The organism is Goekera deserti (assembly GCF_010685995.1).
GTDB lineage: Bacteria > Actinomycetota > Actinomycetes > Mycobacteriales > Geodermatophilaceae > Goekera > Goekera deserti.
The window spans coordinates 84,865-107,711 of record NZ_JAAGWK010000019.1 but is presented as its reverse complement, the minus strand read 5'-3'; the positions used below and the strand labels follow the sequence as shown (position 1 = coordinate 107,711).

General features: G+C 74.0%; 20 protein-coding genes. 11 read left to right on the top strand and 9 right to left on the bottom strand.

All coding sequences use genetic code 11. From position 1 onward, the window contains the following. Positions 1-18: 18 nt before the first annotated feature. From G1H19_RS13590 to G1H19_RS13580, 3 genes are read left to right on the top strand one after another with little or no spacing between them, the layout of a single operon-like run. Positions 19-1,050 (top strand): NAD-dependent epimerase/dehydratase family protein, encoded by a 1,032-nt coding sequence (locus tag G1H19_RS13590; protein WP_235909575.1) that lies wholly within the window; start codon positions 19-21, stop codon positions 1,048-1,050. Continuing rightward, entirely contained in the window at positions 1,047-1,637 is a 591-nt protein-coding gene (locus G1H19_RS13585; RefSeq protein ID WP_162392910.1) for a dTDP-4-dehydrorhamnose 3,5-epimerase family protein, read from the top strand. The genes G1H19_RS13590 and G1H19_RS13585 overlap by 4 nt, the downstream gene beginning before the upstream one ends. Further along, a complete protein-coding gene (locus tag G1H19_RS13580; RefSeq protein ID WP_152729439.1) occupies positions 1,637-2,965 on the top strand; it encodes an NAD(P)H-dependent oxidoreductase in 1,329 nt (442 codons plus the stop codon). Before G1H19_RS13585 ends, G1H19_RS13580 begins: the two co-directional genes overlap by 1 nt. Before the next feature lie 668 nt (positions 2,966-3,633). Here G1H19_RS13580 and G1H19_RS13575 read toward each other — a convergent pair. After that, positions 3,634-4,356 (bottom strand): hypothetical protein, encoded by a 723-nt coding sequence (locus G1H19_RS13575; RefSeq protein ID WP_152729440.1) that lies wholly within the window; start codon positions 4,354-4,356, stop codon positions 3,634-3,636. 49 nt (positions 4,357-4,405) lie between these two features. Between G1H19_RS13575 and G1H19_RS13570 the strand changes: the two genes are divergently transcribed. Together G1H19_RS13570 and G1H19_RS13565 are read left to right on the top strand one after the other, a co-directional pair. Then, positions 4,406-5,242: a glycosyl hydrolase gene (locus G1H19_RS13570; protein ID WP_152729441.1), complete on the top strand. Its 837-nt coding sequence runs from the start codon at positions 4,406-4,408 to the stop codon at positions 5,240-5,242. Between the two features lie 159 nt (positions 5,243-5,401). Continuing rightward, complete coding sequence (locus G1H19_RS13565; protein ID WP_152729442.1) at positions 5,402-6,913, top strand: glycosyltransferase family 39 protein; 1,512 nt, start codon at positions 5,402-5,404, stop codon at positions 6,911-6,913. Positions 6,914-6,924: 11 nt separating this feature from the next. Here G1H19_RS13565 and G1H19_RS13560 read toward each other — a convergent pair whose 3' ends face one another. Both G1H19_RS13560 and G1H19_RS13555 read right to left on the bottom strand, forming a co-directional pair. Continuing rightward, complete coding sequence (locus tag G1H19_RS13560; RefSeq protein ID WP_235928107.1) at positions 6,925-7,845, bottom strand: glycosyltransferase family 2 protein; 921 nt, start codon at positions 7,843-7,845, stop codon at positions 6,925-6,927. A 114-nt stretch (positions 7,846-7,959) separates the two neighbouring features. Beyond that, positions 7,960-8,379, bottom strand: coding sequence for a MerR family transcriptional regulator (locus G1H19_RS13555; protein WP_162392911.1), 420 nt, complete (start codon positions 8,377-8,379; stop codon positions 7,960-7,962). Between the two features lie 229 nt (positions 8,380-8,608). On the opposite strand from G1H19_RS13555, the gene G1H19_RS13550 reads away from it, so the two are divergent. Next, entirely contained in the window at positions 8,609-9,757 is a 1,149-nt protein-coding gene (locus G1H19_RS13550; RefSeq protein ID WP_152729444.1) for an acyltransferase family protein, read from the top strand. On the opposite strand, the gene G1H19_RS13545 is transcribed toward G1H19_RS13550, so the two are convergent. Together G1H19_RS13545 and G1H19_RS13540 are read right to left on the bottom strand one after the other, a co-directional pair. Continuing rightward, positions 9,734-10,888 carry a glycosyltransferase gene (locus G1H19_RS13545; RefSeq protein WP_152729445.1) on the bottom strand — a complete coding sequence of 385 codons (1,155 nt, stop codon included), beginning with the start codon at positions 10,886-10,888 and terminating at the stop codon, positions 9,734-9,736. The genes G1H19_RS13550 and G1H19_RS13545 overlap by 24 nt on opposite strands. Before the next feature lie 61 nt (positions 10,889-10,949). Continuing rightward, on the bottom strand, positions 10,950-12,335 hold the full coding sequence (locus G1H19_RS13540) for a hypothetical protein (protein WP_152729446.1): 1,386 nt from the start codon (positions 12,333-12,335) through the stop codon (positions 10,950-10,952). A 328-nt stretch (positions 12,336-12,663) separates the two neighbouring features. On the opposite strand from G1H19_RS13540, the gene G1H19_RS13535 reads away from it, so the two are divergent. Both G1H19_RS13535 and G1H19_RS13530 read left to right on the top strand, forming a co-directional pair. Continuing rightward, positions 12,664-14,031 (top strand): Wzz/FepE/Etk N-terminal domain-containing protein, encoded by a 1,368-nt coding sequence (locus G1H19_RS13535; protein ID WP_162392913.1) that lies wholly within the window; start codon positions 12,664-12,666, stop codon positions 14,029-14,031. 37 nt (positions 14,032-14,068) lie between these two features. Further along, complete coding sequence (locus G1H19_RS13530; RefSeq protein WP_152729448.1) at positions 14,069-15,166, top strand: acyltransferase family protein; 1,098 nt, start codon at positions 14,069-14,071, stop codon at positions 15,164-15,166. A gap of 172 nt (positions 15,167-15,338) precedes the next feature. On the opposite strand, the gene G1H19_RS13525 is transcribed toward G1H19_RS13530, so the two are convergent. Then, complete coding sequence (locus G1H19_RS13525) at positions 15,339-16,307, bottom strand: hypothetical protein (RefSeq protein WP_152729449.1); 969 nt, start codon at positions 16,305-16,307, stop codon at positions 15,339-15,341. Between the two features lie 399 nt (positions 16,308-16,706). Between G1H19_RS13525 and G1H19_RS13520 the strand changes: the two genes are divergently transcribed. Further along, on the top strand, positions 16,707-17,804 hold the full coding sequence (locus tag G1H19_RS13520) for a glycosyl hydrolase (protein ID WP_152729450.1): 1,098 nt from the start codon (positions 16,707-16,709) through the stop codon (positions 17,802-17,804). 34 nt (positions 17,805-17,838) lie between these two features. Here G1H19_RS13520 and G1H19_RS24565 read toward each other — a convergent pair whose 3' ends face one another. Further along, a complete protein-coding gene (locus tag G1H19_RS24565) occupies positions 17,839-18,786 on the bottom strand; it encodes a glycosyltransferase family protein (RefSeq protein WP_152729451.1) in 948 nt (315 codons plus the stop codon). Between the two features lie 169 nt (positions 18,787-18,955). On the opposite strand from G1H19_RS24565, the gene G1H19_RS13510 reads away from it, so the two are divergent. Beyond that, positions 18,956-20,317 carry an MATE family efflux transporter gene (locus G1H19_RS13510; RefSeq protein WP_152729452.1) on the top strand — a complete coding sequence of 454 codons (1,362 nt, stop codon included), beginning with the start codon at positions 18,956-18,958 and terminating at the stop codon, positions 20,315-20,317. Between the two features lie 6 nt (positions 20,318-20,323). Here the strand turns inward: G1H19_RS13510 and G1H19_RS13505 are convergent, their stop codons facing one another. Together G1H19_RS13505 and G1H19_RS13500 are read right to left on the bottom strand one after the other, a co-directional pair. After that, positions 20,324-21,373, bottom strand: coding sequence for a PHP domain-containing protein (locus G1H19_RS13505; protein ID WP_235928108.1), 1,050 nt, complete (start codon positions 21,371-21,373; stop codon positions 20,324-20,326). Positions 21,374-21,380: 7 nt separating this feature from the next. Next, positions 21,381-21,941 (bottom strand): DoxX family protein, encoded by a 561-nt coding sequence (locus G1H19_RS13500; RefSeq protein WP_152729453.1) that lies wholly within the window; start codon positions 21,939-21,941, stop codon positions 21,381-21,383. Positions 21,942-22,136: 195 nt separating this feature from the next. Between G1H19_RS13500 and G1H19_RS13495 the strand changes: the two genes are divergently transcribed. Further along, on the top strand, positions 22,137-22,838 hold the full coding sequence (locus tag G1H19_RS13495) for a hypothetical protein (RefSeq protein WP_152729454.1): 702 nt from the start codon (positions 22,137-22,139) through the stop codon (positions 22,836-22,838). Positions 22,839-22,847 lie beyond the last annotated feature (9 nt).

Sequence of the window (22,847 nt, the reverse complement as noted above, 5' to 3'; positions counted from 1 at the left end):
TCACCATCGAACTGAGGAATGACGTTGCGAATCCTTGTCACCGGCACCGAGGGCTACCTCGGCTGCCTCACCGCGCAGGAGCTGCTCCGCGCCGGCCACGACGTCGTCGGCGTCGACACCGGGTACTACAAGAACGGCTGGCTGTACCCCGGCCTGGACCGGGTGCCGCAGACCCTGGCGCTGGACATCCGCACCCTGGGCGCCGAGCACCTGGCCGGCGTCGACGCCATCGTGCACATGGCGGAGCTGTCCAACGACCCGATCGGTGACCTGATCGGTGACGTCACCTACGACATCAACCACCACGGGTCGGTGCACCTGGCCGAGACGGCGAAGGCCGCCGGCGTCGAGCGGTTCGTCTACATGTCCTCGTGCAGCGTGTACGGCGTGGCCGAGGGGATCGTCGACGAGAGCAGCCCGGTCGACCCGCAGACCGCCTACGCGACGTGCAAGGCCCTGGTCGAGCGGGACGTGTCGGCGATGGCGAGCGACAGCTTCTCCCCGACCTTCCTCCGCAACGCGACCGCCTTCGGCGCCAGCCCGCGGATGCGCTTCGACATCGTGCTGAACAACCTCTCCGGCCTCGCCTGGACGACGTCGAAGATCGCCATGACCAGCGACGGCTCCCCGTGGCGCCCGCTGGTGCACGCCCTGGACATCGCCAAGGCCATCGTGATGACCGTGCAGAGCCCCCGCGAGAAGGTGCACGGCGAGATCTTCAACGTGGGCAGCGAGTCCAACAACTACCGCGTCCGGGACATCGCCGAGATCGTCGCCGCCGAGTTCCCCGGCTGCGAGCTGACCTTCGGCGACCCGACGGCGGACAACCGCAGCTACCGGGTGGCCTTCGACCGCATCCGCCAGGTGCTGCCGGGCTACGACACCGACTGGGACGCCAAGGCCGGCGCCGCGCAGCTGCACAAGGTGTTCCAGGCCATCGACATGGACGAGGCCACGTTCACCGGCCGCGGCCACACCCGGCTCAAGCAGATCGAGCACCTGCTCCGCACCCAGCAGGTCGACCCGCAGCTGTTCTGGACGGCGCCGTGAAGTACACCCCCCAGGCGGTCGACGGCGTGGTGCTGGTGGAGATGGAGCTGTACCAAGACGAGCGCGGCTTCTTCGCCCGGTCCTTCGACACGGCCGAGTTCGCCCAGCACGGCATGCGCCCGGAGGTGGCGCAGTGCAACGTGTCGCAGAACCACCGGGCCGGCACGGTCCGCGGGCTGCACCTCTCGCTGCCCGGGCACCCGGAGTCGAAGTTCATCCGGTGCACCCGCGGGGCCATCGTCGACGTCGCCGTGGACATCCGGCCCGGCTCGCCGACGTACCTGCAGCAGGTGATGGTCGAGCTGACCGCGGACAACCACGACGCCCTCTACCTGCCCCCGCACCTGGCGCACGCGTACCAGACGCTGACCGACGACACCGAGGTGCTGTACATGGTCAGCGTCCCCTACGCCCCGGGCGCGGAGACGGGCTACCGGCACGACGACCCCGCCTTCGGGCTCCGGTGGCCGCTGCCGGTCTCCACGATCTCGGACAAGGACGCCTCCTGGCCGCTGTTCGACCACGAGACGAACGCGGCGGCCTTCGCCGCCGCGCAGGCCACCGTCGCCGCCGGGGCTGCCTCGTGATGGGCGTGGACACGCTGCTCGCGCAGCGGCAGACCGACGGCCGGCCGGTGGGCCTCGGTCTGGTCGGGGCCGGCTTCATGGCCAAGGGCCTGGTCAACCAGGTGGTCAACTCGACGCCGGGCATGCAGCTGGTCGCCGTCTGCAACCGGACGCCGAGCCGGGCGCACGACGCCGTCACCACGGCCGGGGCCCGCGCCACCGACGCCGGCACCGCCGCCGACGTCGACCGGATCGCCGGTGCCGGGGACGTCGCCGTCACCGACGACATCGCGGTGCTGGTCGGCAGCGACCGGGTGGACGTCGTCGTGGACGCCACCGGCGCCGTCGACTTCGGTGCCGAGCTGGCGCTGGCCTGCTTCGCCGCCGGCAAGCACCTGGTGCTGCTGAACGCCGAGGTGGACGCCACCCTCGGCCCGCTGCTGGCCACCAGGGCCGACGCTGCCGGGGTGGTCTACACCGGCGCCGACGGCGACCAGCCGGGCGTGCAGATGAACCTGATCCGCTTCGTGCGCCAGATCGGGCTGACCCCGATGGTGGCCGGCAACATCAAGGGCCTGCAGGACCCGTACCGCAACCCCACCACCCAGGAGGGCTTCGCCAAGCGCTGGGGCCAGGACCCGTGGATGGTCACCAGCTTCGCCGACGGCACCAAGGTGAGCGTCGAGCAGGCACTGGTGGCCAACGCGGCCGGCCTGAGCGTGCACCGGCGCGGCATGCTGGGGCAGGACCACCGCGGGCACGTCGACGAGCTGACCCAGGTGTACGACGTCGAGCAGCTGCGGGCCATCGGGGGAGCGGTGGACTACGTGGTCGGCGCCCAGCCCGGCCCCGGGGTCTACGTCATGGCCACGCACGACGACCCGAAGCAGCAGCACTACCTGGAGCTCTACAAGCTGGGCACCGGGCCGCTGTACAGCTTCTACACCCCGTACCACCTGTGCCACTTCGAGGTGCCGATCACGGTGGCCCGGGCCGCGCTGCTCGGCGACCCGGCCATCCGGCCGATGGGTGCACCGCAGGTCGACGTGGTCACGCTGGCCAAGACCGACCTCGCGGCCGGGACCGAGCTCGACCGGCCCGGCGGCTACCACTACTACGGCGAGGCAGAGCGGGCCGACGTCACGCACCGCGACGGGCTGCTCCCGGTGGGCCTGGCCGAGGGTGCGGTCCTGCTGCGCGACGTCGCCAGGGACGAGGTGATCGGCTACGCCGACGTGCGGCTGCCCGAGGGGCGGCTGGTCGACCGGCTGCGTGCCGAGCAGGACACGATGTTCTTCGGCAGCGCGGCGGCCACGGCCGTCGCGGCACTGGGGCTCGCCGGGCGGTGAGCCCGGCCCCGGCAGGGGCACCACGGACGGCCGGACCCGGACAGGGCTCCGGCCGTCCGTGCGTCGTGGGCCCGCCCTCCCGGTGAATGTGACCCGGATCACTTGTTGGCTGCCGCCTCGGCGAGATCCTGGTCGTTCGCGGTTCTGCGCCGGGTCGGATGACACACGTGTGATTCGTCTGTGACTCCTGTGGCCGCTGAGCACTCCATGACTGTCCGTGATTTCACGTGAGCGGAGCGCTGTGAAAGAGTCACAAAGTCGTTGATGAACTTCGTTCGTGCTCACCACAGCAGCGGACGGCCGAGGACGGATCCCACCCATGACGCTGCTTCCCCCTGACCTCATGAGGCCCCAGCTCGACCGCGTCGCGCCGGCGACCGCCGACTCCGCGCAGGGTGGTCGCTGACGATGGGCCGTCGCCATGGCGCCGACAACCAGCACGTGCACGCCTACGCACCTGCCACCTCCGACCGTGGCCGCCGCCGGGGCGGGGTGCTCACGGTCCTGATGGTCACGATGGTGGTGGCGCTGGTGATCCTCAGCGTCACCGTCGTGAGCACGCTCGGCCCGACCACCCCGACCGACGACCTGGCCTCCACCTCCGCCGACGGCCTGCTGCAGGGCGCCGACCCGACGACCGCCCCGCAGGAGGATCAGGTCCTCCCGGGTCAGGCCGGCCCCAACCACGGTCCGGTCCCGGTGCCGAACGCGCCGGTCCCGGGCAGCAGCGAGCCCCAGGCCCAGGGCGGCGGCGCCGTCGACCCGTCGACCGGGTCGCCGGTCCCGGCTCCCGGCCCCTTCGCCGTCGACCCCGGCCTCGAGGTGGAGGTGGAGGGCTCCGACGCCGCCGCCCGGGTCCCCGCGGGCGCGACCGTGACCCCGCCGACCACCGCGTCGGGCTCGAGCTCCTCGGCCGGGTCCGCCTCGGCGAGCAGCTCCTCCTCGGGCAGCTCCTCCTCGGAGAGCGTCACCGCCGCGGGCACCGGGTCGTCGTCCAGCGCGGCCTCCCCGGACGCGACGTCGTCGGCCGGCGCCGGCGGTGGGCAGGCGGCCACCGTCCCCACCGGGTCCGGCTCCGCCTCCTCCTCCGCGGGCGCCACCTCGTCCAGCCCGGCCACCAGCTCCAGCTCGTCGGCCCCGCGCACCACCACCCCGCCGGCCAGCAGCTCGTCGTCCAGCGCCCCGAAGGCCACCACCTCGTCGGCCCCGCGCACCAGCACCCCGCCGGCCGGCAGCTCGTCGTCCAGCGCCCCGAAGACGACCTCCTCGTCGGCGAGTGGCCCGTCGTCCAGCTCGTCCGCGAGCTCGTCGGCTCCCCGCACCTCCACCCCGCCGGCCACCAGCGCCACGCCCTCGACGTCCGCGCCGTCGTCGTCGGCCGGGGGTGGCACTCAGCTGGCCGGTGGCACGTGGCTGTCCGGCGCGTCCGGCGACGGGGTCGTGTCCGGCGCCTACGGCAACTGGCGAGGCCGCCCGGTGGAGATCGCCGGCACCTGGAACGACAACAACCAGGCCATGCTCGGCCTGTGGGCCCTGCGGCCCAGCGGTGACCTGGGCAACTGGGACAAGCCGCTGGACATCGCCGTCGGCGCGATCGGCACGGGCGAGACCTGGCAGGCCGCGGCCGGCGGTGCCTACGACGCCCGCTGGCGGGAGTCGCTCACGTCGCTGAAGAAGCTGTGGAGCGGCCGCAGCGGCACCTGGTACCTGCGCTTCGCCCACGAGATGAACGGCAACTGGTACGCCTGGTCGGTCAACAGCGGCAACGCGGCGGCCTTCACGAAGGCCTGGAACCGCTACCGCGCGCTGCAGCAGGAGATCTTCCCGGAGTCGAAGCTGGTCTTCAACGTCAACCGGGAGACCGTCGGCAACAACGCCGACTGGCGCAAGTACTGGCCCGGCAAGGAGAACGTCGACGTGTTCGGCGTCGACTACTACAACGCCTACCCCTACGTCGCGACCAAGCAGGACTGGGCCGCCTCGATGAAGCTGACCGATGGTGTCGGGGCGCCCAAGGGCCTGCAGGGCCACCTGGACTTCGCCCGGAGCCAGGGTCTGCCGATGTCCATCTCGGAGTGGTCGGGGACGGCCGCGAACGGTGACAACGTCGCGTTCATGCAGGGGATGTACGAGTTCCTCCAGGCCAACGGCGGCTCCGGTGCCGGCCAGGTGCTCTACGAGATCCTCTTCAACGTCAACGTGCACAACAACAGCTACCGGGTCTTCAACGGCACCGCCATGCCGAAGGCTGCCGAGGCGTACCGCTCCCTCTGGTGACCTGCACGCACGGGTGAGGGGTCCGGCTCGGGTCGAGCCGGACCCCTCACCCGTGCGTGGGACCCACCCCATCGGGGTACTCGTCGTCATCCCCCCGGGACCCACGCGCCGTGTAGGTTCTCGCGCGGCACCAGGACGTCGAAGAGGACCGGACACCACATGAGCCAGGTACAGGCAGACCCCGTCGGCCCGGTGTCCGGCAGCTCGCCACGCCACCAGGCGCCCGCGGTGTCCCGGTTCTGGCCCCTGGTCGCGGCAGTCACCGTGCTGGCCGCCGTGCTGGGCTGGTGGCAGCTGGGGCAGGACGGCCTCTGGCGCGACGAGATCTTCAGCGCCTTCATCGCCACCCGCTCGCTGGACCACGCCTGGTCGATCTTGTGGACCCGCGAGTTCAACATGGGCCTCTACTACCTGGCGCTGTGGGGCTGGACGTCGGTCTCGGACTCCGAGACCTGGATCCGCTCGCTGTCGGTGCTCGCCGCCGTCGTCACGGTGCCGCTCACCGCCCTGGTCGGCCGCCGGCTCCTCGGTGCGCGGGCCGGCCTGCTGGCCGCGCTGCTGCTCACGCTGGCTCCCGCGTTCCTCTTCTACGGCCGCTTCGCCCGCGCCTACGCGCTCGCCTCCCTGCTGGCCGTGCTGGCCTGCTGGCTGCTGCTGCGCGCCTACGACCGCCCGCGGAGCACCGCGCGCTGGGCCGGCTACGTCGCGGTCTGCGTGCTCATGGTCTGGACGACGCCGCTCACCCTGCTGGTGGCCGGGGCACACGCGCTCGCGTTGCTGATCGCCCCGCCGGAGGGCTGGCGCCTGCCGCGCACGGTGGCCGTCTACGCCCTGGTCGGGCTGTTCTCCGCCCCCGTGCTGCTGCGGCTGCTGCTCGCCCAGGGGGTGATGAGCGGCTGGATCGAGGACCTCAGCCCGGCCCGGGTCGCCGGCGCCGCCTCCGACCTGAGCGGCGCCCCGGTGCTGGTGCCGGTCTACGCGCTGGCGGTGCTGGCCTGGGGCGTCGCGCTGGTGCGCCGGCGCACCGTGGGCGAGCACCCGCTGGCCGCGCCGCTGCTCACCGCCTGGCTGGTGCTGCCGCCGGCGGTGATCATCGCCGTCAGCGTGGTGAAGCCGCTGCTGGTGGGCCGCTACCTGTCCTTCCTGCTGCCGGTGATGGCGCTGCTGCTGGCCTGGGCGGTGCTCCAGATCCGGCTCCGGCCGCTGATGCTGGCCGCGCTCGCCGTCGTGGTGGCCCTGCAGGCGGTGTCGCTGGTGCAGCGGGACTACCTGCGCGAGGTGCCGGAGGACGTCCGTGGCGCGGCCGCGGCGGTCACCGCGCAGGCCCGCCCCGGCGATGTCGTGCTCTACGCGCCGGCCCACCTGCGGATGGCCATCGAGTGGTACCTGGACCAGCCGGCCCCGGGGCAGGTCGTGCCCGAGGACGTCGCCGTCGCCCGCACGACCGAGCAGCTCGGTGACGAGTTCCCGCAGGAGTTCCCGCCCGACGAGCTGACCCCGATCGTCAGCGAACGGGACCGGATCTGGGTCGTCTCCCTGCCCGGGGACACCTGGCGGCCGACCCCGGAGTCGTCGTCCGTCGTGGTGGACGACGTGGTGCGGCCGGGGTACGAGGTCACCTCCCGGCAGGACTTCGGCACGATCCGCGTGGAGCTCTTCGAGGCGCGCTGAGCCCCGCCGGGTCAGCGGCGGGAGACCAGCCGGCCCTCCATGTACGCCCGGCGGGTGAGCAGGCCGCGGGCGTAGACCCGGCTCGCCCGCGCCTCGTCCCCGTCCCGGCGCAGCGTCTGCACGGCCGCCCGGGCCAGCGAACCGAGCGCCAGGACGACGACCGCCACCTCGTTGCCCACGCGGCGGCCGGGGTGGTACCTGTCCAGGTAGCGGGCCATCGACGCGCCACGCAGCCGCCACAGGTCCAGCGCCGGTCCGCCGGACCCGCCCACCGCGCTGGGCACGGCGACGTCGGTGCGCAGCCGCTGCCGCAGCCCGTGCTGCCGGCTGGCCCAGCCGAAGGCCATGTCCTCGTTGAACACGTGGAAGCCCTCGTCGAAGCAGCCGAGCTCGAGGAACGTCTCCCGGCGCACGGCCATCACCCCGCCGTTGACCCAGTCGACCTCCAGCGGGACGCCGATCGGGGGCCGTGCGTAGATCCCGGCGTGCGGCCACAGCTTGTGCAGGCCGACGGCGTGCACCAGGGCCCGGCGCGGGGAGGGCTCCCACCCGCCGACGCCGCGCTGGGAGCGGCCCTCCGGGTCGGTGAGCACCGCTGCGCTCGCCGAGCAGCCAGGGTCGGTGACGACGTCCTCGACCAGGGTGGCCAGGTCCGCCGTGGTGGGGCGGGCGGAGGGCTTGACGAACACGACCACCGACGCCGTCGACGTCCGGGCGCCGAGGTTGGCCGCCCGTGCGAAGCCCACGCCACCGCCGCTGAGGTACCGCCCGTGCGGCCGCGCGGTGACCAGCGCGCCGAGGCCGTCCGCACCGTCGGAGTTGTCCACGACGGCGACGGGGAGGTTCGCCGGCAGGCCGGCGAGCATCGCCTCCACCTGGGCGCGGCTGCGGTAGGCCACCACGACCAGCTCGACATCGTCCCACTGCGGCACTGCTGCTCCTGCCCCACGCATCACGGGTCGCCTGCCCGGCGACCACCGGTCACCGGCAAGGGTGCCATGGCGGGTCGGTCGCCCCCGGGAGGGCGGTGCGGCGGGCTGGGCCCGTCAGGGGGCGGTGGCGACGGAGGCCGGTGCGGTGGCCCGCTCCCGGCGCAGGATCTCGATGAACTCGTCGGCCCGGGCGAGCTGCACCTGCAGCTTCTGCCGCCGCTCGGTGGCGGCCACGATGAACGACTCGAGCGCCTCGGCCAGCCGGGCGTGCTCGTCGGGTGGGACGGCGGGAGAACGGCGCAGCCCCTCCACGACGACCAGCAGCTCGCTCATCTCCTCCACGGTGAAGCCCAGCGGCTTCATCCGGCGGATCACCATGAGCTTCTCGTAGTCGGCCTCGCTGTAGAGCCGGAAGTTGCCGGCGGTACGGGCCGAGGGGCTGAGCAGGCCGGTCTCGTCGTAGTGCCGGAGGGTGGGCAGGGACAACCCCGTGCGCTCAGCCAGCTCGCCGATGCGCATCAGACGCTCGGTCACGGTCACCCTCCTCCCTCGTCACCCGGTCGCGTCCGTCGGACGCCGGGAGCACCGTAGAGGGACGACGGTACCGGTTCGCGACCCGCTGATCGTGTGACGGGCGCGCCCCGCGTGTGCGACCGCCGTGCTCGTGTCCAGATCCTGGGCTACCGTCAAATCTAACCTCGCCTGAGGTTCGATTGGTGACGTGCCCACGCGGTCGCGTCGTGCACGAGAGGGAGCGCCGTCGTTGACCAGGACCACCCCAGCCCGTCCTGCGGTGCCCGGGCCGCGCCGGGCGCCCGGCGGTGCGCAGTCGCTGGAGTCGGCGTTCTCCCCGCGCAGCAACAGCCTGGCCGTCCTGCGCCTGGCCCTGGCCGCCGTGGTCGCGCTGACGCACGCGCTGGCCAACGGGTACGGCTGGCAGCCGCGGCTGGGTGGTGTCGAGGTCGGCGCGCTGGCCGTCGACGCGTTCTTCGTGCTCAGCGGCATGCTGGTGGCGGGCAGCCTGCTGCGGCTGGGCAGCACCGGCCGCTACCTCTGGCACCGCGCGCTGCGCATCCTGCCCGGGTTCTGGGTGTGCCTGGTGGTCACCGCCGCGGTGCTCGCCCCGCTGGCCGCGGCGCTCGGCGGCCGGGCCGAGGGGCTGGACAGTGGCCCGGGCTGGCGCTACGTGCTGGTCAACGCCTTCCTGCCGATCCTCCAGGGCGGCATCGGTGACGTGCACGCCGGTGACACCGGGGCGGTGCTCAACGGATCGCTGTGGACCCTGCAGTACGAGGCGGCCTGCTACGTGCTGCTGGCCCTGCTCGGGCTGTGCTCGGTGCTGCAGCGCCGCCGATGGGTGGTGCCGGCGCTGGCGCTCGTGCTGGCGGTGGGCACCGTGGCCGACGCCGCCGGGCTGTTCGACCGGGTCGACCTGCCGCTGTTCGCGGTGGAGCCGGCCCTGCGCTTCACGCTGGTCTTCCTGCTGGGTGTCACCGCGCACCTGTACGCCCGGTGGGTGCCGGTGCACTGGACCCTGGCCGCCCTCGGCATGGCGGTCGTGGCGGTCGCGAGCGTGCTGGCCCCCGAGCAGCGCTCGCTCGCGGCGCCCGCGCTGGCCTACGTCTGCGTGTACGCGGTGGTGCGCCTGCCGCTGCGCTGGACGCCGCGCTGGGACCTCTCCTACGGGCTGTACATCTACCACTGGCCGGTCCAGGTGGTCCTGGTCGCCGCCGGCCTGCCGGCGCTGGGGGCCTGGCTGTTCGTGCCCCTGGCGCTCGTGCCGGCCCTGGCGCTGGCGGCGCTGTCCTGGGTGCTGGTCGAGGGTCCGGCGCTGGGCTGGAAGGGCGCCGGCTGGGTGGACGGCCGGGTGCGCCGCGCCCCGGCCGGCTCAGCGGGTGGTCGGGCCGGCTGACAGCTGGGCCAGCAGCGGGCGCAGTGCGGCCGCCCAGGAGTGGTCGGCGGCCACCGCAGCCACCCCGGCCCGGCCGAGCTCCTCGCTGCGGGCGGGGTCGGCGAGCAGGCCGACGATCTCCGCCGCCATCCCGGCCGGGTCGTCGGCGATGAGCACGCCGCGACCGGTGAGGTCCTCCAGGCCCTCGGCGCCCACCGCGGTGGCGACCACGGGACGTCCGGCGGCGAGCGCCTCCAGGATCTTCAGCCGTGACCCGCCGCCGACCCGCAACGGGGCGACCGCCACCCGGGTGCGGGCGTACCAGGGGGCCAGGTCGGGCACCGTGCCGCTGACCTGGACGGTGTCCCCGGCGAGTGCCTGCACCTCCGGTGCCGGATTCCGGCCGACCAGTTGCAGCCGCGCCTCGGGCAGCTGGGCGACCACGAGCGGCCACACGGCCGAGCAGAACCAGGTGGCGGCGTCGACGTTGGGGCCCCAGGAGAGCAGGGCGACGAAGCTGACCACCGGGTCGGTGGCCGGTGGCTGCGGCTCCGGCTCGTCCCAGGCGTTGGGCACCACGACGACCCGGGGGTGCTCGACCACGTCGGTCAGGCTCACCCGGTCGACGTCGCTCACCACCGCCACGACGTCGACGTCGCGGACCCGGCGCTCCATGACCTCCAGGGCCCGGGTCTCCGCCGTCCAGGCCAGCCGGCGGATGCCGGACGCCGCGCCGGCCATGCGGCGGGCGAGTGCCGACTCGATGTTGTGCATGTCGACCACGCGCATCCGTGGGTGCAGGCCACGGGCGTAGGGGAGCAGCTGCACGTGCTCCACCACCAGCACGTCGGTGTCCTCGGTGACCGCCTCGGCGACCAGCCGGGCCAGCCGCCGGTCGTAGAAGCGGGCGGCGGTCAGCGACCGTCCCAGCGCCAGCCCGGCGGCCAGGTCGTCGGGACGGCGGCGCAGGGGCACGCTGCGCACCTCGATGCCCTCGGCCTCCAGGGGTGCTGCGTCCTCGTCCTCGCCGGCGAAGGCGCAGAGGGTGACCTCACCCTGGGCGCGCAGACCCCGGACGATGCCGAGGGTGCGCCGCTTGTCACCGGAGTTGGGTGGCCACGGGACGAACTTGGCCACGACGACGCTGCGCACGGGGACCACCTTCCTGACGTCGGGCGTCCACGCTAACCGGCGCGGCGGCGGACGCGCGCAGTCATCCGATCGGGGCGGCCCTGCGCCGAGGCCGCCACCGGGCGGGACGAGGGCCGCTCCAGCTGGGTCGGGCGTGCGCCCCCAGGCCGGTCAGGATCCAGGCGATGAACGCGGTCTGCGGCTGCAGCAGGGCGCCGGACAGGAAGAACAGCATGACCACCACCGTGCCCGGCACCACCCGCCAGGGCACCCCGTCGAGCAGGCAGAACAGCAGGAAGAGGGTGAACAGACCGCCGGCCAGCAGCCCGTACTCGAGCACCAGCTTGGGCACGATGGTGAAGTTGGCGCCGATCTGGCCCGGGGTGGCCGCGACCCCGTCGGACATGCCGGGCCCACCGCCGGCCAGGTAGAGCCCGGGCTCGCTCTCCAGCCGCTCCACCGCACTGGTGTAGGGCGTCACGAACCGGGTGTTGCCGCTGCTGTTGGTCTGCGACACCTCGCCCGTGCGGCCCAGCAGCAGGGGGGCCGTGGGCCCCAGCAGGGTGATCAGGACGACGACCGCGGCAGCCACCACGTGGCTGATCCGGATGCGCTGCGGTGCCCGCAGCAGGAGCAGCAGGACGCCGGCCAGCAGCAGGACGATGCCCGTGCCGGACACCGCGGACGCCAGCCCGCCGCACAGCACCAGGATCTTCCAGGCCCGCACGTGCGTCATCAGGCCGATGACGACGGCCAGCGCGCAGAACTGGGAGAGGAACGACGGCTCGATCATCACGAAGGCGTTGGCCTTGAACGACGACGAGCCGAACAGCAGGGGGATGTTCGTGTTGTAGATCGGGATGAACAGGTCCTCCGGCACCACGTCGGCCAGGTAGTCCCGGTAGGACCACACGCCGACCAGCTGGCTGCCCAGCTGCACGATCCCGACCGCGGCCAGGACCAGCATGGAGTGCAGGAAGACGTTGGCCGCGTGCACCAGGCCGGTCGTGTCGCCGTCGGTCGAGCGCAGCGTCCAGGGCACGTAGACCGCGATGAGCAGCAGCAGCGAGGTCATCGAGTAGCTGACCCCGTCCAGCGACACCCAGGCCACGGCCGCCAGGCACGCGGTGGCGGCCAGCACGAAGAGCTCGAGCCGCAGCCGGCTGACCGTCAGGCGGCGGCGCACCAGCAGGACGACGACGGCCACGTAGGTGATGGGCAGCGACAGCGAGACCGACCCCGCGGTCAGCGGCAGGCCGAGCCGCTGGGTCACCAGCATCGACACGATCCAGACGGTGATCACCCGCAGGTCGAACCGCGTCCACGCGGTGGTGGTCGCGGGCGGGGTGCGCAGCGTCCGGGGCAGGCGCCGGGGCGGTACGGGACCGGTCGTCGCCACCGGGGCAGCGGTCGGGCCGGCGGGGGCCGGGTCGGTCGGGGTGCCCGCGTCCGAGGCGATCAGCGTCACCGGTGACCACCTCGGGTGGTCGACGCGCGGCGGAGCTGCCAGGCTGGGTCGCGGAACACCATCGCACCTCTCCGCGGCGCGCACGCGCCGTCAGGACGAGACCGGGCTCCCGTCCCGACCGGCGGACGGGAGGAGCTGTCCCGGGAACGATACGTGCGGGGAGCCGCGTACCCCGTCCGTGCGCACCCGTGACCCCCGATGGAGGGACACCCGGAGGCGGCGGGCCGGTCAGGATGACGTCTCGTGCCAGACTCGTCGGAGCGGTCATTCGGCCCTGGCGCACGAGTCGGCCGCCGCGCCCCCCGCCCCACAGCCCGAGGAGACAGTTGTGCTGGAACCGACCGCGAGCGCTTCCGAGGCGGAGACCACGTCCGTGGTCGGCCGAGCGCTGTGGCGCGCCCGGTGGGCCATCCTGGCAGCCGCCCTGGTCGCCGCCGTCGGCGGGTACCTGCTCAGCAGCCTGCAGGCCGAGACGTACACGGCCACCGGTCGGGTGGTCCTGACCTCCTCGCAGGACTTCGACCCGCTGGGCAACCAGCCCTTCGGTGACCCGTCCCGCTTCGTCGCCAACCAGGTCGCCATCATCGGCACCCAGCCCGTGCTCGACATCGCCCTGGGCCAGCTGGACGACGACACGACGCTGACCGAGCTCTCCGACTCCCTCGAGGTCACCGGCTCGACCGAGGACGACCTGGTCACCGTCAACGTCTCCGCGGAGACGGGCCAGGAGGCAGCCGACCGGGTGAACGCGGTGATCGACGCCTACCGGCAGTACTCGTTGCAGCGGGTGGCCGACGAGGCCGCCCAGGCCATCGCCGCGACCACGACCCCCTCGGTCGCCGACCAGATCCAGACGCAGGCCGCCGTGTACGGCGACGGCGTCTACGAGGCCGTCCCCGCGCTGGTCCCGATGGAGCCCTCGGCCCCGAACCCGCTGCGGGACGGCGCCATCCTGGCCGCCGTGGCCGCCCTGGCCGTCTGCGGCATCGCCCTGGCCCGCCGCTCGCCGTCGCGGCGCCCGGAGTCCGGGACGGACGTCGGTGGACCCCGGGTGCTGGGCACGGTGCGGGCCGGCTCCGGCGGTGGGCGCGGTGCCGGCACGGCCGACACCGACCGCTCCACCGACGCCGCGATGGCCCTGGTCGCCCTCGACTACGCCCGCCGGGACACCCCCGGTCCGGTGCTGGTCACCGGCGCCACCAAGGACAGCGGACAGGCCGAGGTCGCCTACGGACTCGCTGTCAGCGCCGCCGGCCAGGGCCGCCGCGTCCTGCTCGTGGACGCCGACCCGGAGGCCCGCGCGCTGCTGGCCACCGCCGGTGTGGCCGCTCCGCCCCGGGTGCTCGACGAGCTCGGCAGCGCGGACGGCGGTGAGGTGGACGTGGTCGTCCCGCTGTCGCCGGCGGGGCTCCCGACCGGCGCCGTCCTCGGGCTGGCCACGCTCGGCTGGGCGGAGGGGCCGGTGCGGCTGGACGAGGAGGGCCTGTCCAAGGCGCTGAGCCGTCTCGCCGGGTCCTACGACCTGGTGCTGCTGCAGTCCGCCCCGATCACGGTCAGCCCGCTCGCCTACGCGCTGGTCGGCCAGGCCGGTGGCGTGGTCGCGGCGGTCGGCCCCCGTGAGTCCGACCAGCTCCCCGCCCTGCAGCACCGCGTCGAGTCCGCACAGCGCCCGCTGACCGGTGTCGTCCACACCTGACGGGGTCGCCGGCAGCCCGCGGGCGGCCGGTCGGGCAGTGCCCGGCGGTGCGGGCGGTGGTGGGCAGAAAGACCTCGGGGTCCAGTCGCTGCGCGGGCTCGCCGTCCTGCTCATGGTGGCCGGTCACGTGATCGGCGGCGACGACCAGGGCGGCCTCGCGGTGGCCGACGACTCCGCCTGGCGCTTCTCCTACCTGGCGCTCGAGGACCTGCGGATGCCGCTGTTCACGGTGCTGTCCGGGTACGTCTACGCGCTGCGCCCGGTCCGCACCCGGGCGGAGCTCGGAGGCCTGTTCCGCGGGAAGGTCCGGCGGCTGGTCGTGCCGCTGGTCACCGTCGGCACGCTGCTGTTCCTGGTGAAGCTGGCCGCCCCGGACGTCAACCGTCGTCCGGTGGCCGGTGACCTGCCGCGCGTGTTCGTGTTCAGCTACGAGCACCTGTGGTTCCTGCAGGCGATCTTCCTGATCTTCCTGCTGGTCGGTCTGCTCGACGCGCTCGGCGCGCTGGGTCGGCTGCCGGGGTGGGGCGCCGCCTTCGCCGTGGCGTGCCTGCTGTTCTTCGTCACCAGCGTGGACCTGCTCCCGGTCAGCCCGGACCTGTTCAGCCTGGGCGGCACGCTCCGGCTGCTGCCGTTCTTCCTGATCGGCGTGGCCGCCCACCGCTTCCCGCGGCAGCTCCTGCGTCGACCCCTGGTCGTGGCGGTCGGCGTGGCCTTCGTGCCGCTGCTGACCCTGCGGTTGTGGGGCCTTGCCGGCGGTGCGGCGTGGCCGCCGGTGCCCGACCGGGCGCTGTCCCTGGGCGTCGGGGTGTGCGGGGTGCTGCTCCTGCTGGCCGTGCGCGGGTACCTGCGCTCCCGGGCGCTGGGCTGGCTCGGGGGCTTCTCCTTCGGCATCTACCTGCTGCACGTGTTCGGCACGTCCGGGATGTCGGTGGTCACCGGCCGGCTCGGGGTGGACAGCACCGCGCTGGCCTTCGTGCTCTCCCTGGGTGCGGGGCTGGCGATGCCGGTCCTGTTCGAGCTCCTGCTGGGCCGCTACGCCGTGGTGAGCTGGGGCGTGCTCGGGCAGCGCCCGGTCCGTCGCCGGGGCAGCGCCGTGACCGAGGACCGGCCACCGACGGGCGACGCCGTCCGCTGACGGCCCGCCGCCGGGTGTCGGCACGGCGACCCGGACAGGACGGGACGGGGTGTCTGCCGCGATCGCTGCAGGTCCTGGTGGGCAGACGCGACGAGGCCGGGGACGCGGTGCGTCCCCGGCCTCGTCGATGGTGCAGGTCGTGCGTGCCGCTGCCGGCTGCTGTCCCGGTGGGTCAGCCGCCGTTGATCGACTCGACGAGCTCGTCCCAGCCCGGCTCGGGCTCCGAGGACGAGGGCGGGGCCTGGTCGTCGGAGGAGTCGTCCAGCCAGTCGGTCGCCTCGGCCACCGGCTCGGTCGCCTCGGCGCTGGGCTCCGGCTCCTCGACGGGCTCGGGCGCCGGGGTGGTGACCGGGGCCGGGGTGGTGACCGGCGCCGGGGTCGTGACCGGGGCGGTGTCCGCCGCGGGTGGGGTGGTCGGCGCCGGGGTGGTGACCGGGGGCGTGGTCGGGGCCGTGGTCGCGGCGCCGGGGGTGGTCGTGCTGCTCGACGTGGTCGCCGCCGGGGGCGCGGTGGTGGTGGCCGCCGCGCCCGGCTGGGGCAGCCGCGGCACGGTCGGCGACGTCGTGCTGCCGGCCGCGCCGGGCACGGTCGGCCCGCTGGACGGCCGGGAGGACGACGTGGTGCCGGTCGCGGGGTCGTCGCCGGGCACGACGGCCGGGAGCGGCGTGCTGCGGCCGGGCCGGCCGACCGGCGTGCTGCTGTCGGGCGTGGTGCCGGCGACGTCGGGCCCGGTGGTGCCGGCCGTGGTCCCCGGGGTCGCCCCGCCGTCGACGGTCGCCGGGTCCCCGGTCCGGTCGACCGGGCGCTCCTGGGCGGCGGAGGCGGTCTGCTGCGGGGGAGCTGCCTCGCCGAGGGTGATGGCGGAGGCGGCGCCCACGACGGCGAGCGCGCTGGCGGCGAGCAGGGCGTGTGCCGAGCTGGCCGGCGCCCGCCACGAGCGGGAGGCCAGCATGCTCCGGGCGCCGACGACCAGACCCCACAGGAAGACCAGGGTCGCGGCGGTGACCAGCGCGGCACTGATGCCCGCGCTGAAGGTGACCAGGACCGCGACGGCCACCAGGCAGCCGACGAGCACGTCGGGACTGACCGAGACCGACCAGCGGGGCGGTGCCGCGGGCCTTCGGATGCCAGGTTCGTCCACAGAGTCCTCCAGAGACCACGTCGTCGTGGGCCACTGCCCCACAACCTTCCGGATTGGACGCCGTCGAGCCACGTGGGGCAACGCCGGCAGGGAGCCTGCTGTGCGTCAGCGGAGCGGTCGCTGCGCAGGGTGATCGGACACGCACTGATGGGTGGGAGGATGCCGTCCGGCCTCGGTCGGCTGGTAGTGCCCCGGTCACCCACCGTGTCACTGGCCCGGGGCGTGCGCCGACCGGTGCCACCACGTCGATCCGGACGGGCATCATGGCGGTGACCAGCAGGTACAGTCGCTGTCGACCCACCCTCAGGTGAGGTGAGAGTCGCAGCCCGGACCGGTCCCGGGTCGGTGTGCTCGCCTGCGCCGCAGCTGCACGTACCCGTTCGCGACGAGGAGGACCCCATGTCGGTACCACCCGAGACCGACACGCCCGTCGGCGGGTCGACGGCGCTCGACGAGTCCGGGCCCCGGCACAGCGCCCCGGCCGCCGCGCGCCGCGGGCCGAGCGCCCGACTGTGGGCCCTGCTGGCCGCCCTGCTCGTCGTGGTGGTGGTCGTGGCACTCGTCGTCACCCAGGGGGAGGACGGCGACGGCCCGGCCACCGGCGAGGGCCCCGGCGGCGGGAACGCGACCTGGCTGTCCGGGGTCTCCGGGCCGGGGTCGATCACCGGCGAGATCGGGCAGTGGCGCGGGCGTCCGGTCGAGGTCTCCTCCACGTGGGTGGACAACAACGACGCCATGGTGCGGCTCACCCAGCTGCAGCCCGGGGGTGAGCTGGACGGCTACGACGCCCCGCTCGACGTCGCCGTGGGCGCGATCGGCGACGGCGAGACCTGGGCCGGCGCGGCCGCCGGCGACTACGACGACCGCTGGCGGGAGTCGCTGACCAACCTCAAGGGGATCTGGGGCGACCGCACCGCCACCATGTACATCCGCTTCGCCCACGAGATGAACGGCAACTGGTACGACTGGAAGGTCACCGAGGACGACGCGGAGGACTTCCGTGCGGCGTGGATCCGCTACCGGGCCCTGCAGCAGGAGGTCTTCCCGGAGTCGCAGCTGGTGTTCTCGGTGAACCGCGAGTCGGTCGACACCGGCATCGACTGGCGGGAGACCTTCCCGGGCGCCGAGTACGTCGACGTGCTCGGCGTGGACTACTACAACAACTTCCCCTACGTGGCCGACGCCGACGACTGGGCGTCCAGCCTGGACGACGTGGACGAGTTCGGCGGGCCCAAGGGCCTGGACCAGCACCTCGCGTTCGCGAAGAGCGTCGGCAAGCCGCTGGTCGTGTCGGAGTGGTCCGGCAACGCCGACGCCGGCGACTCGCCGGCCTTCATCCAGGGCATGTACGACTTCTTCAGCAAGCACGGTGGCACCGGGCCGGGGCAGCTGCTGTACGAGGTGCAGTACAACGTCGGCAACGACGACGGCCGGTGGCTGCTCTACGGGGACACCCGGATGCCGGAGTCGGCCGCGCTCTACCGCGAGCTCTTCTGAGCCGTTCCCCCGTCGGGGACGCCGCCCGTCGGGTTCAGCCGCCGGCCCGGGCCCCGGGCCGGACCGGCGGCTCCACGGCCGCCGGGTCGCCGACGGGTCGCGGGGCCGCCCAGCGGCGCACGTCCTCGGCCACGGCCGCCCAGTCGGTGCCGGCGGCCATCAGCCCCGTCTCCATGTGGGTGGCCAGGTTCGGCGAGGCGGCCAGGAACAACCGGCGCCGGGAGGCCCGGCGGTGTGCCCGCAGGTTCGTGGCCAGGTAGAACGGGGCGAGCACCGCCGAGCGGACCCGCTCCCGCCGGTCGCCCGGCGCCAGGCCCACCATCGCCTTCACCAGCGGCGCGTACGGGTAGGGCTCGTAGCCCTGCAGGAGCAGCCCCGTGTCGTGGTCCCGGAGCATGTTCTTGTGCGGCACCATGCAGAACCGGAAGACGCCCATGTCCTCGGTGAGCGCGCCGACCCGCCCGCCGAACGAGCTGGTGGTGTTGTCGATCTGCACCCACCGGTCGCCGTCGACCTCCCACGGCGGCAGCGTGCGCCACCCGGCGGGCACCCGGGCGTTCAGGGCGTTGTCCGTGGTGACCTCGGGGTTCGGCGGACCGCCGTACAGGGCCAGGTAGTCGACGTCCGGGAGGGCCTCGACGGCGCGGGTCAGCTTCACCAGCGCGTCGGGCCGGAACAGGTAGTCGTCCTCGCTGAACAGCACGAAGTCCTCGTCGGGCCAGCGGCCGGACGTCGCGTACCGCAGCGCGGCCAGGTACGAGCCCCGCATCCCGACGCCGGGCAGCTGCACCACGGTGCCCACCGACTCCATCAGCGGCCGGTCCGTGCTCGTCGCCGGGCCGTCGGTGAGGAAGGTGACGTCCACGTCGGCGGACTCCACCGCACGCAGGAACGACTGCAGGCACAGCGTCTTGCTGTAGCCGGCCGGTCGGTCCTTCATGTTCTCACCGGCGTAGTAGCGGTAGACGACGTGCACTCTCACGCGGCCTGCCCTTCTGTGTCGGTCCCGGAGGCCGTGGAACGGGTGCCAGCCCAACTCTCGGGTTGGTGGAGAGATCGTATCGGTCCCCGCCCGGGACGGCGCCGTGGGCGCAGCGGTGCGCACCCGATCAGGTGATGGCCGCCCCCGGGCCGGCGGTTACCGTGACGGGGTGGACCGGGAGGAGATCGCCGACGTCCCGGCCCAGGTGACCCCGCCGGCCGGCGAGCCCGCGGCACCGGTCGAGGAGCCCGCCGCCCGCGGCGGCCGCAGCACCGTGGTGCGACTGGCCCGCCGTGCGGGCTGGAACCTCGTGGACCAGGCGCTGTCCAGCTTCAGCAACCTGGCACTGTCGCTGCTGGTCGCCAAGGCGGTGGACAAGGAGGCGTTCGGGGCCTTCACGGTGTCCTTCACCGTCTACTCCGTCGCCGTCCTGGTGTCCCGGTCGCTGTGCAGCCAACCGATGATGATGCGGTTCACCGCGGTCGGCCCGGCCGAGTTCCGCACCGCCGCGGGCCAGTCGACCGGCACCGCCGCCGTGGTGGGGTTCGGACTCGGCGTCCTCGCCCTGGTGGCCGGGCTCGTCGCCGGTGGCGGCGTCGGCACGGCGCTGCTCGCCATGGCGCTGCTGCTGCCCGGCCTACTGGTGCAGGACGCCTGGCGGATGGCCTTCTTCGCCCAGGGCAAGCCGCACCTGGCGGCGATGCTCGACGGCGTGTGGACCGTGCTGCAGCTGGTCGCCGTCGGCGTGCTGCTCGCCGTGGGGCTGGACTCCGCGGTGCCCTTCGTAATCGCCTGGGGCCTCGCGGCGGCGGCCGCGGCCGTGCTCGGCGCCCAGCAGGGGGCGACCGCCCCCCGGGTGCGGGCCACCCGTACGTGGTTGCGCAACCACTGGGACCTCACCCGGTGGCTGCTCACCGAGGCGCTGCTGCTCCAGGGCGCCTACCAGGGGGCGCTGCTGCTGATCGGCGCGCTGGGCACGCTGTCCGACGTGGGGTCGCTGCGCGGGGCGCAGGTGCTGATCGGGCCGCTGTCGCTGCTCGCGGCCAGCGCCGGCGCCTTCGGTGTCCCGGAGATCTCCCGGCGCCCGCAGCTGCGCACCCGGCCCCGGCTGCTGGCCGCTGGTGGGCTGGGTGGGCTGCTCGCGGTCGGCGGGCTGGTGTGGGGCACCGGGATGCTGCTGCTCCCCGACACCTGGGGCGAGGTGCTGCTGGACGACACGTGGGCCGGTGCCCGCATGGTGCTGCTGGCCTCCGTCGTCGGCCAGGTGGGCAACCTGCTGTCGGTCGGCCCGGCGACCGTCGTGTACGGCATGGGCCGGGGGGACGCGATCTTCGCCGTGCACGCCGCGGTCTCCGGCATGCTCGTCGTCTTTGGCCTGGGCGGGCTGTACCTGGGTGGCGCCGAGGGCGCGGCGTGGGGCTTCGCGCTGGCCTACTGGGTCGCGGTGCCGTTCTGGTTCCGCCAGGTGCACGTGCTCGGCAAGGCCAACGACGCGGCCCGCGACGCCGAGGCGGCAGCGCCGCCGTCCTGAGCCGGGTCAGCCGCTGCGGGTCCAGGCCAGCAGGTCCTCGGCCGTGCGGGTGTTGACCACGTCGTCGGCGCCGAGCCCGCACTCGACGGCCCGGGCGCACCCGGCGTCCTGCCAGTCCAGCTGGCCGGGGGCGTGCGCGTCGGTGTCGATGGCGAACACGCAGCCGATCTCGGCGGCCAGGGCGAGCAGCCGCATCGGGGGGTCCAGCCGCTCGGGCCGGGAGTTCACCTCCACGGCGGTGCCGGTGTCCCGGCAGGCACCGAACACGGCCTCGGCGTCGAACTGGCTCTCCGGCCGTGGCCGCTGGGTGCCGTTGCGCTGCTGGCGACCGATCACCAGGCGGCCGGTGCAGTGCCCGAGCACGTCGCTGAGCGGGTTCTCGACCGCGGCCAGCATCCGGTCGGTCATCGCCGCCCGGTCGGCCCGCAGGTCGGAGTGCACGCTGGCCACGACGACGTCCAGCCGGCCCAGCAGCTCGGCCTCCTGGTCGAGGCTGCCGTCGGCGTTGATGTCGCACTCGATGCCGGTGAGCACCCGGAACGGGGTCAGCTCGGCGTTCAGCTCGGCCACCACGTCCAGCTGCCGCTCCAGGCGCGCCGCGGTCAGCCCGTTGGCGACCGTGAGGCGGGGGGAGTGGTCGGTGAGGGCGAGGTACTCGTGGCCCAGGCCGATCGCGGCCTCCGCCATCTCCCGGATCGGGCTGCCGCCGTCGGACCAGTCCGAGTGGGTGTGCAGGTCACCGCGCAGCGCCGCCCGCAGGGCCGCGGCGGCGCTGGCCTGCGGGGCGATCTCGGCGTACTGCTGCTCCAGGCCGGCGAGGTAGGCGGGCAGCTCGCCGCGGTGCGCCTCGGTGACCACCGTGCCGGTCTTCGCACCGATGCCCTTGAGGTCGGTGAGGGTCCGCGTGCGGATGCGCCGGTCCAGCTCGTCGGCGTCCAGTGAGTCGACGACCGCGGCCGCCGTCCGGAACGCCTGCACGCGGTAGGACGGCTCGCGGGCGCGTTCCAGGAGGAAGGCGATCCTCCGGAGCGCGCCCGCGGGCGTCAGGGGTGGCACGGGCCGGTCAGAGACCGGCGGACTTCTTGGCCTTCTTGGCCTGCTTCGCGGCGTTCTTCTGCGCCTTGGCCGCGTTCTTCTGTGCCTTGGTGAAGCTCGCCTCGGCGGCGGCCGCGGCCCCGGCCGCGCTGCGCTTGGCCCACCAGCCGACCGACGGCCGGCCCTCGGTGTCCACGGCGGCGATCAACAGCCCGCCGAGCAGGCCGAGGTTCTTGAGGAAGTGGGCCTGCTGGCTGAACTTCTTCTCCGGGTCGGACTCCTCCCAGAAACGGTGCCCGGCCAGCGTCGTGGGCACGATCGAGCCGGCCAGCGCGAGCGCGGACAGCCGGGGCAGCTTGCCCAGCGCGAACAGCGAGCCGGCGGTCACCTTGACCCCGGCGTCGATCTTGACCCACTGCTCCACGTCGCGGGGCACCTGCACCGGCAGCGTCTTGTCCGCCTGCCCGGTGATCTGCTCGACGACGGGGGTGGCGCCGGGCACGCGGGACGACGGGTTGCGGAGGGTGTCGACGCCTCCGTACACGAACGACGCAGCGAGCAACGGCCGGGCGATCCGGCGGACCAACATGTGCAGACCTCTTCCCATCGTGGACGTCGGCTGGTCCTGTGCCCTGGTGATCACCGGACCAACCCCACCCGGACCGTAGTGCGGCTGCCCGGCCGGCGCTCGGTCAGCACGGGGCTGCGACCTGCTGACCTGGGAGCCCGGGTGGTCCGGTCCCGGTCCGTCGGGCACACAGGGTCGCGGGGGACCATCGCCGTCGTGACGTGCCACCCGCCTCCGCTGCGCCGGGACGTCCGTGCCGTGCCGGGCGCCCCCGCGCAGCTGGTGCCCCGGTGGGCAGTCGGGGTCGCGGCGCTCGGCGTCCTGCTGTTCGCCACCAGCCTCGCGACCACCCTGGCGTGCACCCGCGCCGGCTGCGACCTGCCCGCCGCCGCGCGGACGGCGCTGGGGACGGACACGATCGGTGGTCTGCCCCGGCTGTTCACGACCGTCCTGCTCGCGCTCACCGCCGGCTCCGCGCTGCGCGGGACGCTCGCTGCGTCCGGGGCGGTCCGCCGGTGGTGGGTCGGGGTGGTCGCGGTCGGTGCCGCCCTCTGCTGGGCGAAGCTGACCAGCGAGCACAGCGTCCTGGAGAACGAGGACGGGCGGTCGGTGGTGCTGCTCGCGGCGACGGCGGGGAGCGTCGCCGTCGCCGTGCTGCTGTGGCGCACCGCGGCGCGCTGGTCGGTGCCGGGCGGGCCGGCCGTCGTGCTGGCACTGCTCGCCGACACCGCGGCCGCGCTGGGGCTCGACCAGCTGACCCAGGAGGTCGCCGGTACCGGGCACCAGGGGCTGACCGTCGTCGCCACGACCCTGGAGGAGGGCGGTGAGGCGTCCACCGCGCTGGTCCTGCTGCTGGTGGTCCGCTGGGCCGCCCACCGGGTGCGGCGCGACCGGTCACCGTCGGTGCCGTGCCGGTAGCCGACCGGT

What these genes read in the sequence shown, in the direction of transcription:
- G1H19_RS13590 (WP_235909575.1), top strand. Translation starts at nt 19, where the DNA reads ATGACGTTGCGAATCCTTGTCACCGGCACCGAGGGCTACCTCGGCTGC.
- G1H19_RS13580 (WP_152729439.1), top strand. Translation starts at nt 1,637, where the DNA reads ATGGGCGTGGACACGCTGCTCGCGCAGCGGCAGACCGACGGCCGGCCG.
- G1H19_RS13565 (WP_152729442.1), top strand. Translation starts at nt 5,402, where the DNA reads ATGAGCCAGGTACAGGCAGACCCCGTCGGCCCGGTGTCCGGCAGCTCG.
- G1H19_RS13520 (WP_152729450.1), top strand. Translation starts at nt 16,707, where the DNA reads ATGTCGGTACCACCCGAGACCGACACGCCCGTCGGCGGGTCGACGGCG.
- G1H19_RS13500 (WP_152729453.1), bottom strand. Translation starts at nt 21,941, where the DNA reads ATGTTGGTCCGCCGGATCGCCCGGCCGTTGCTCGCTGCGTCGTTCGTG.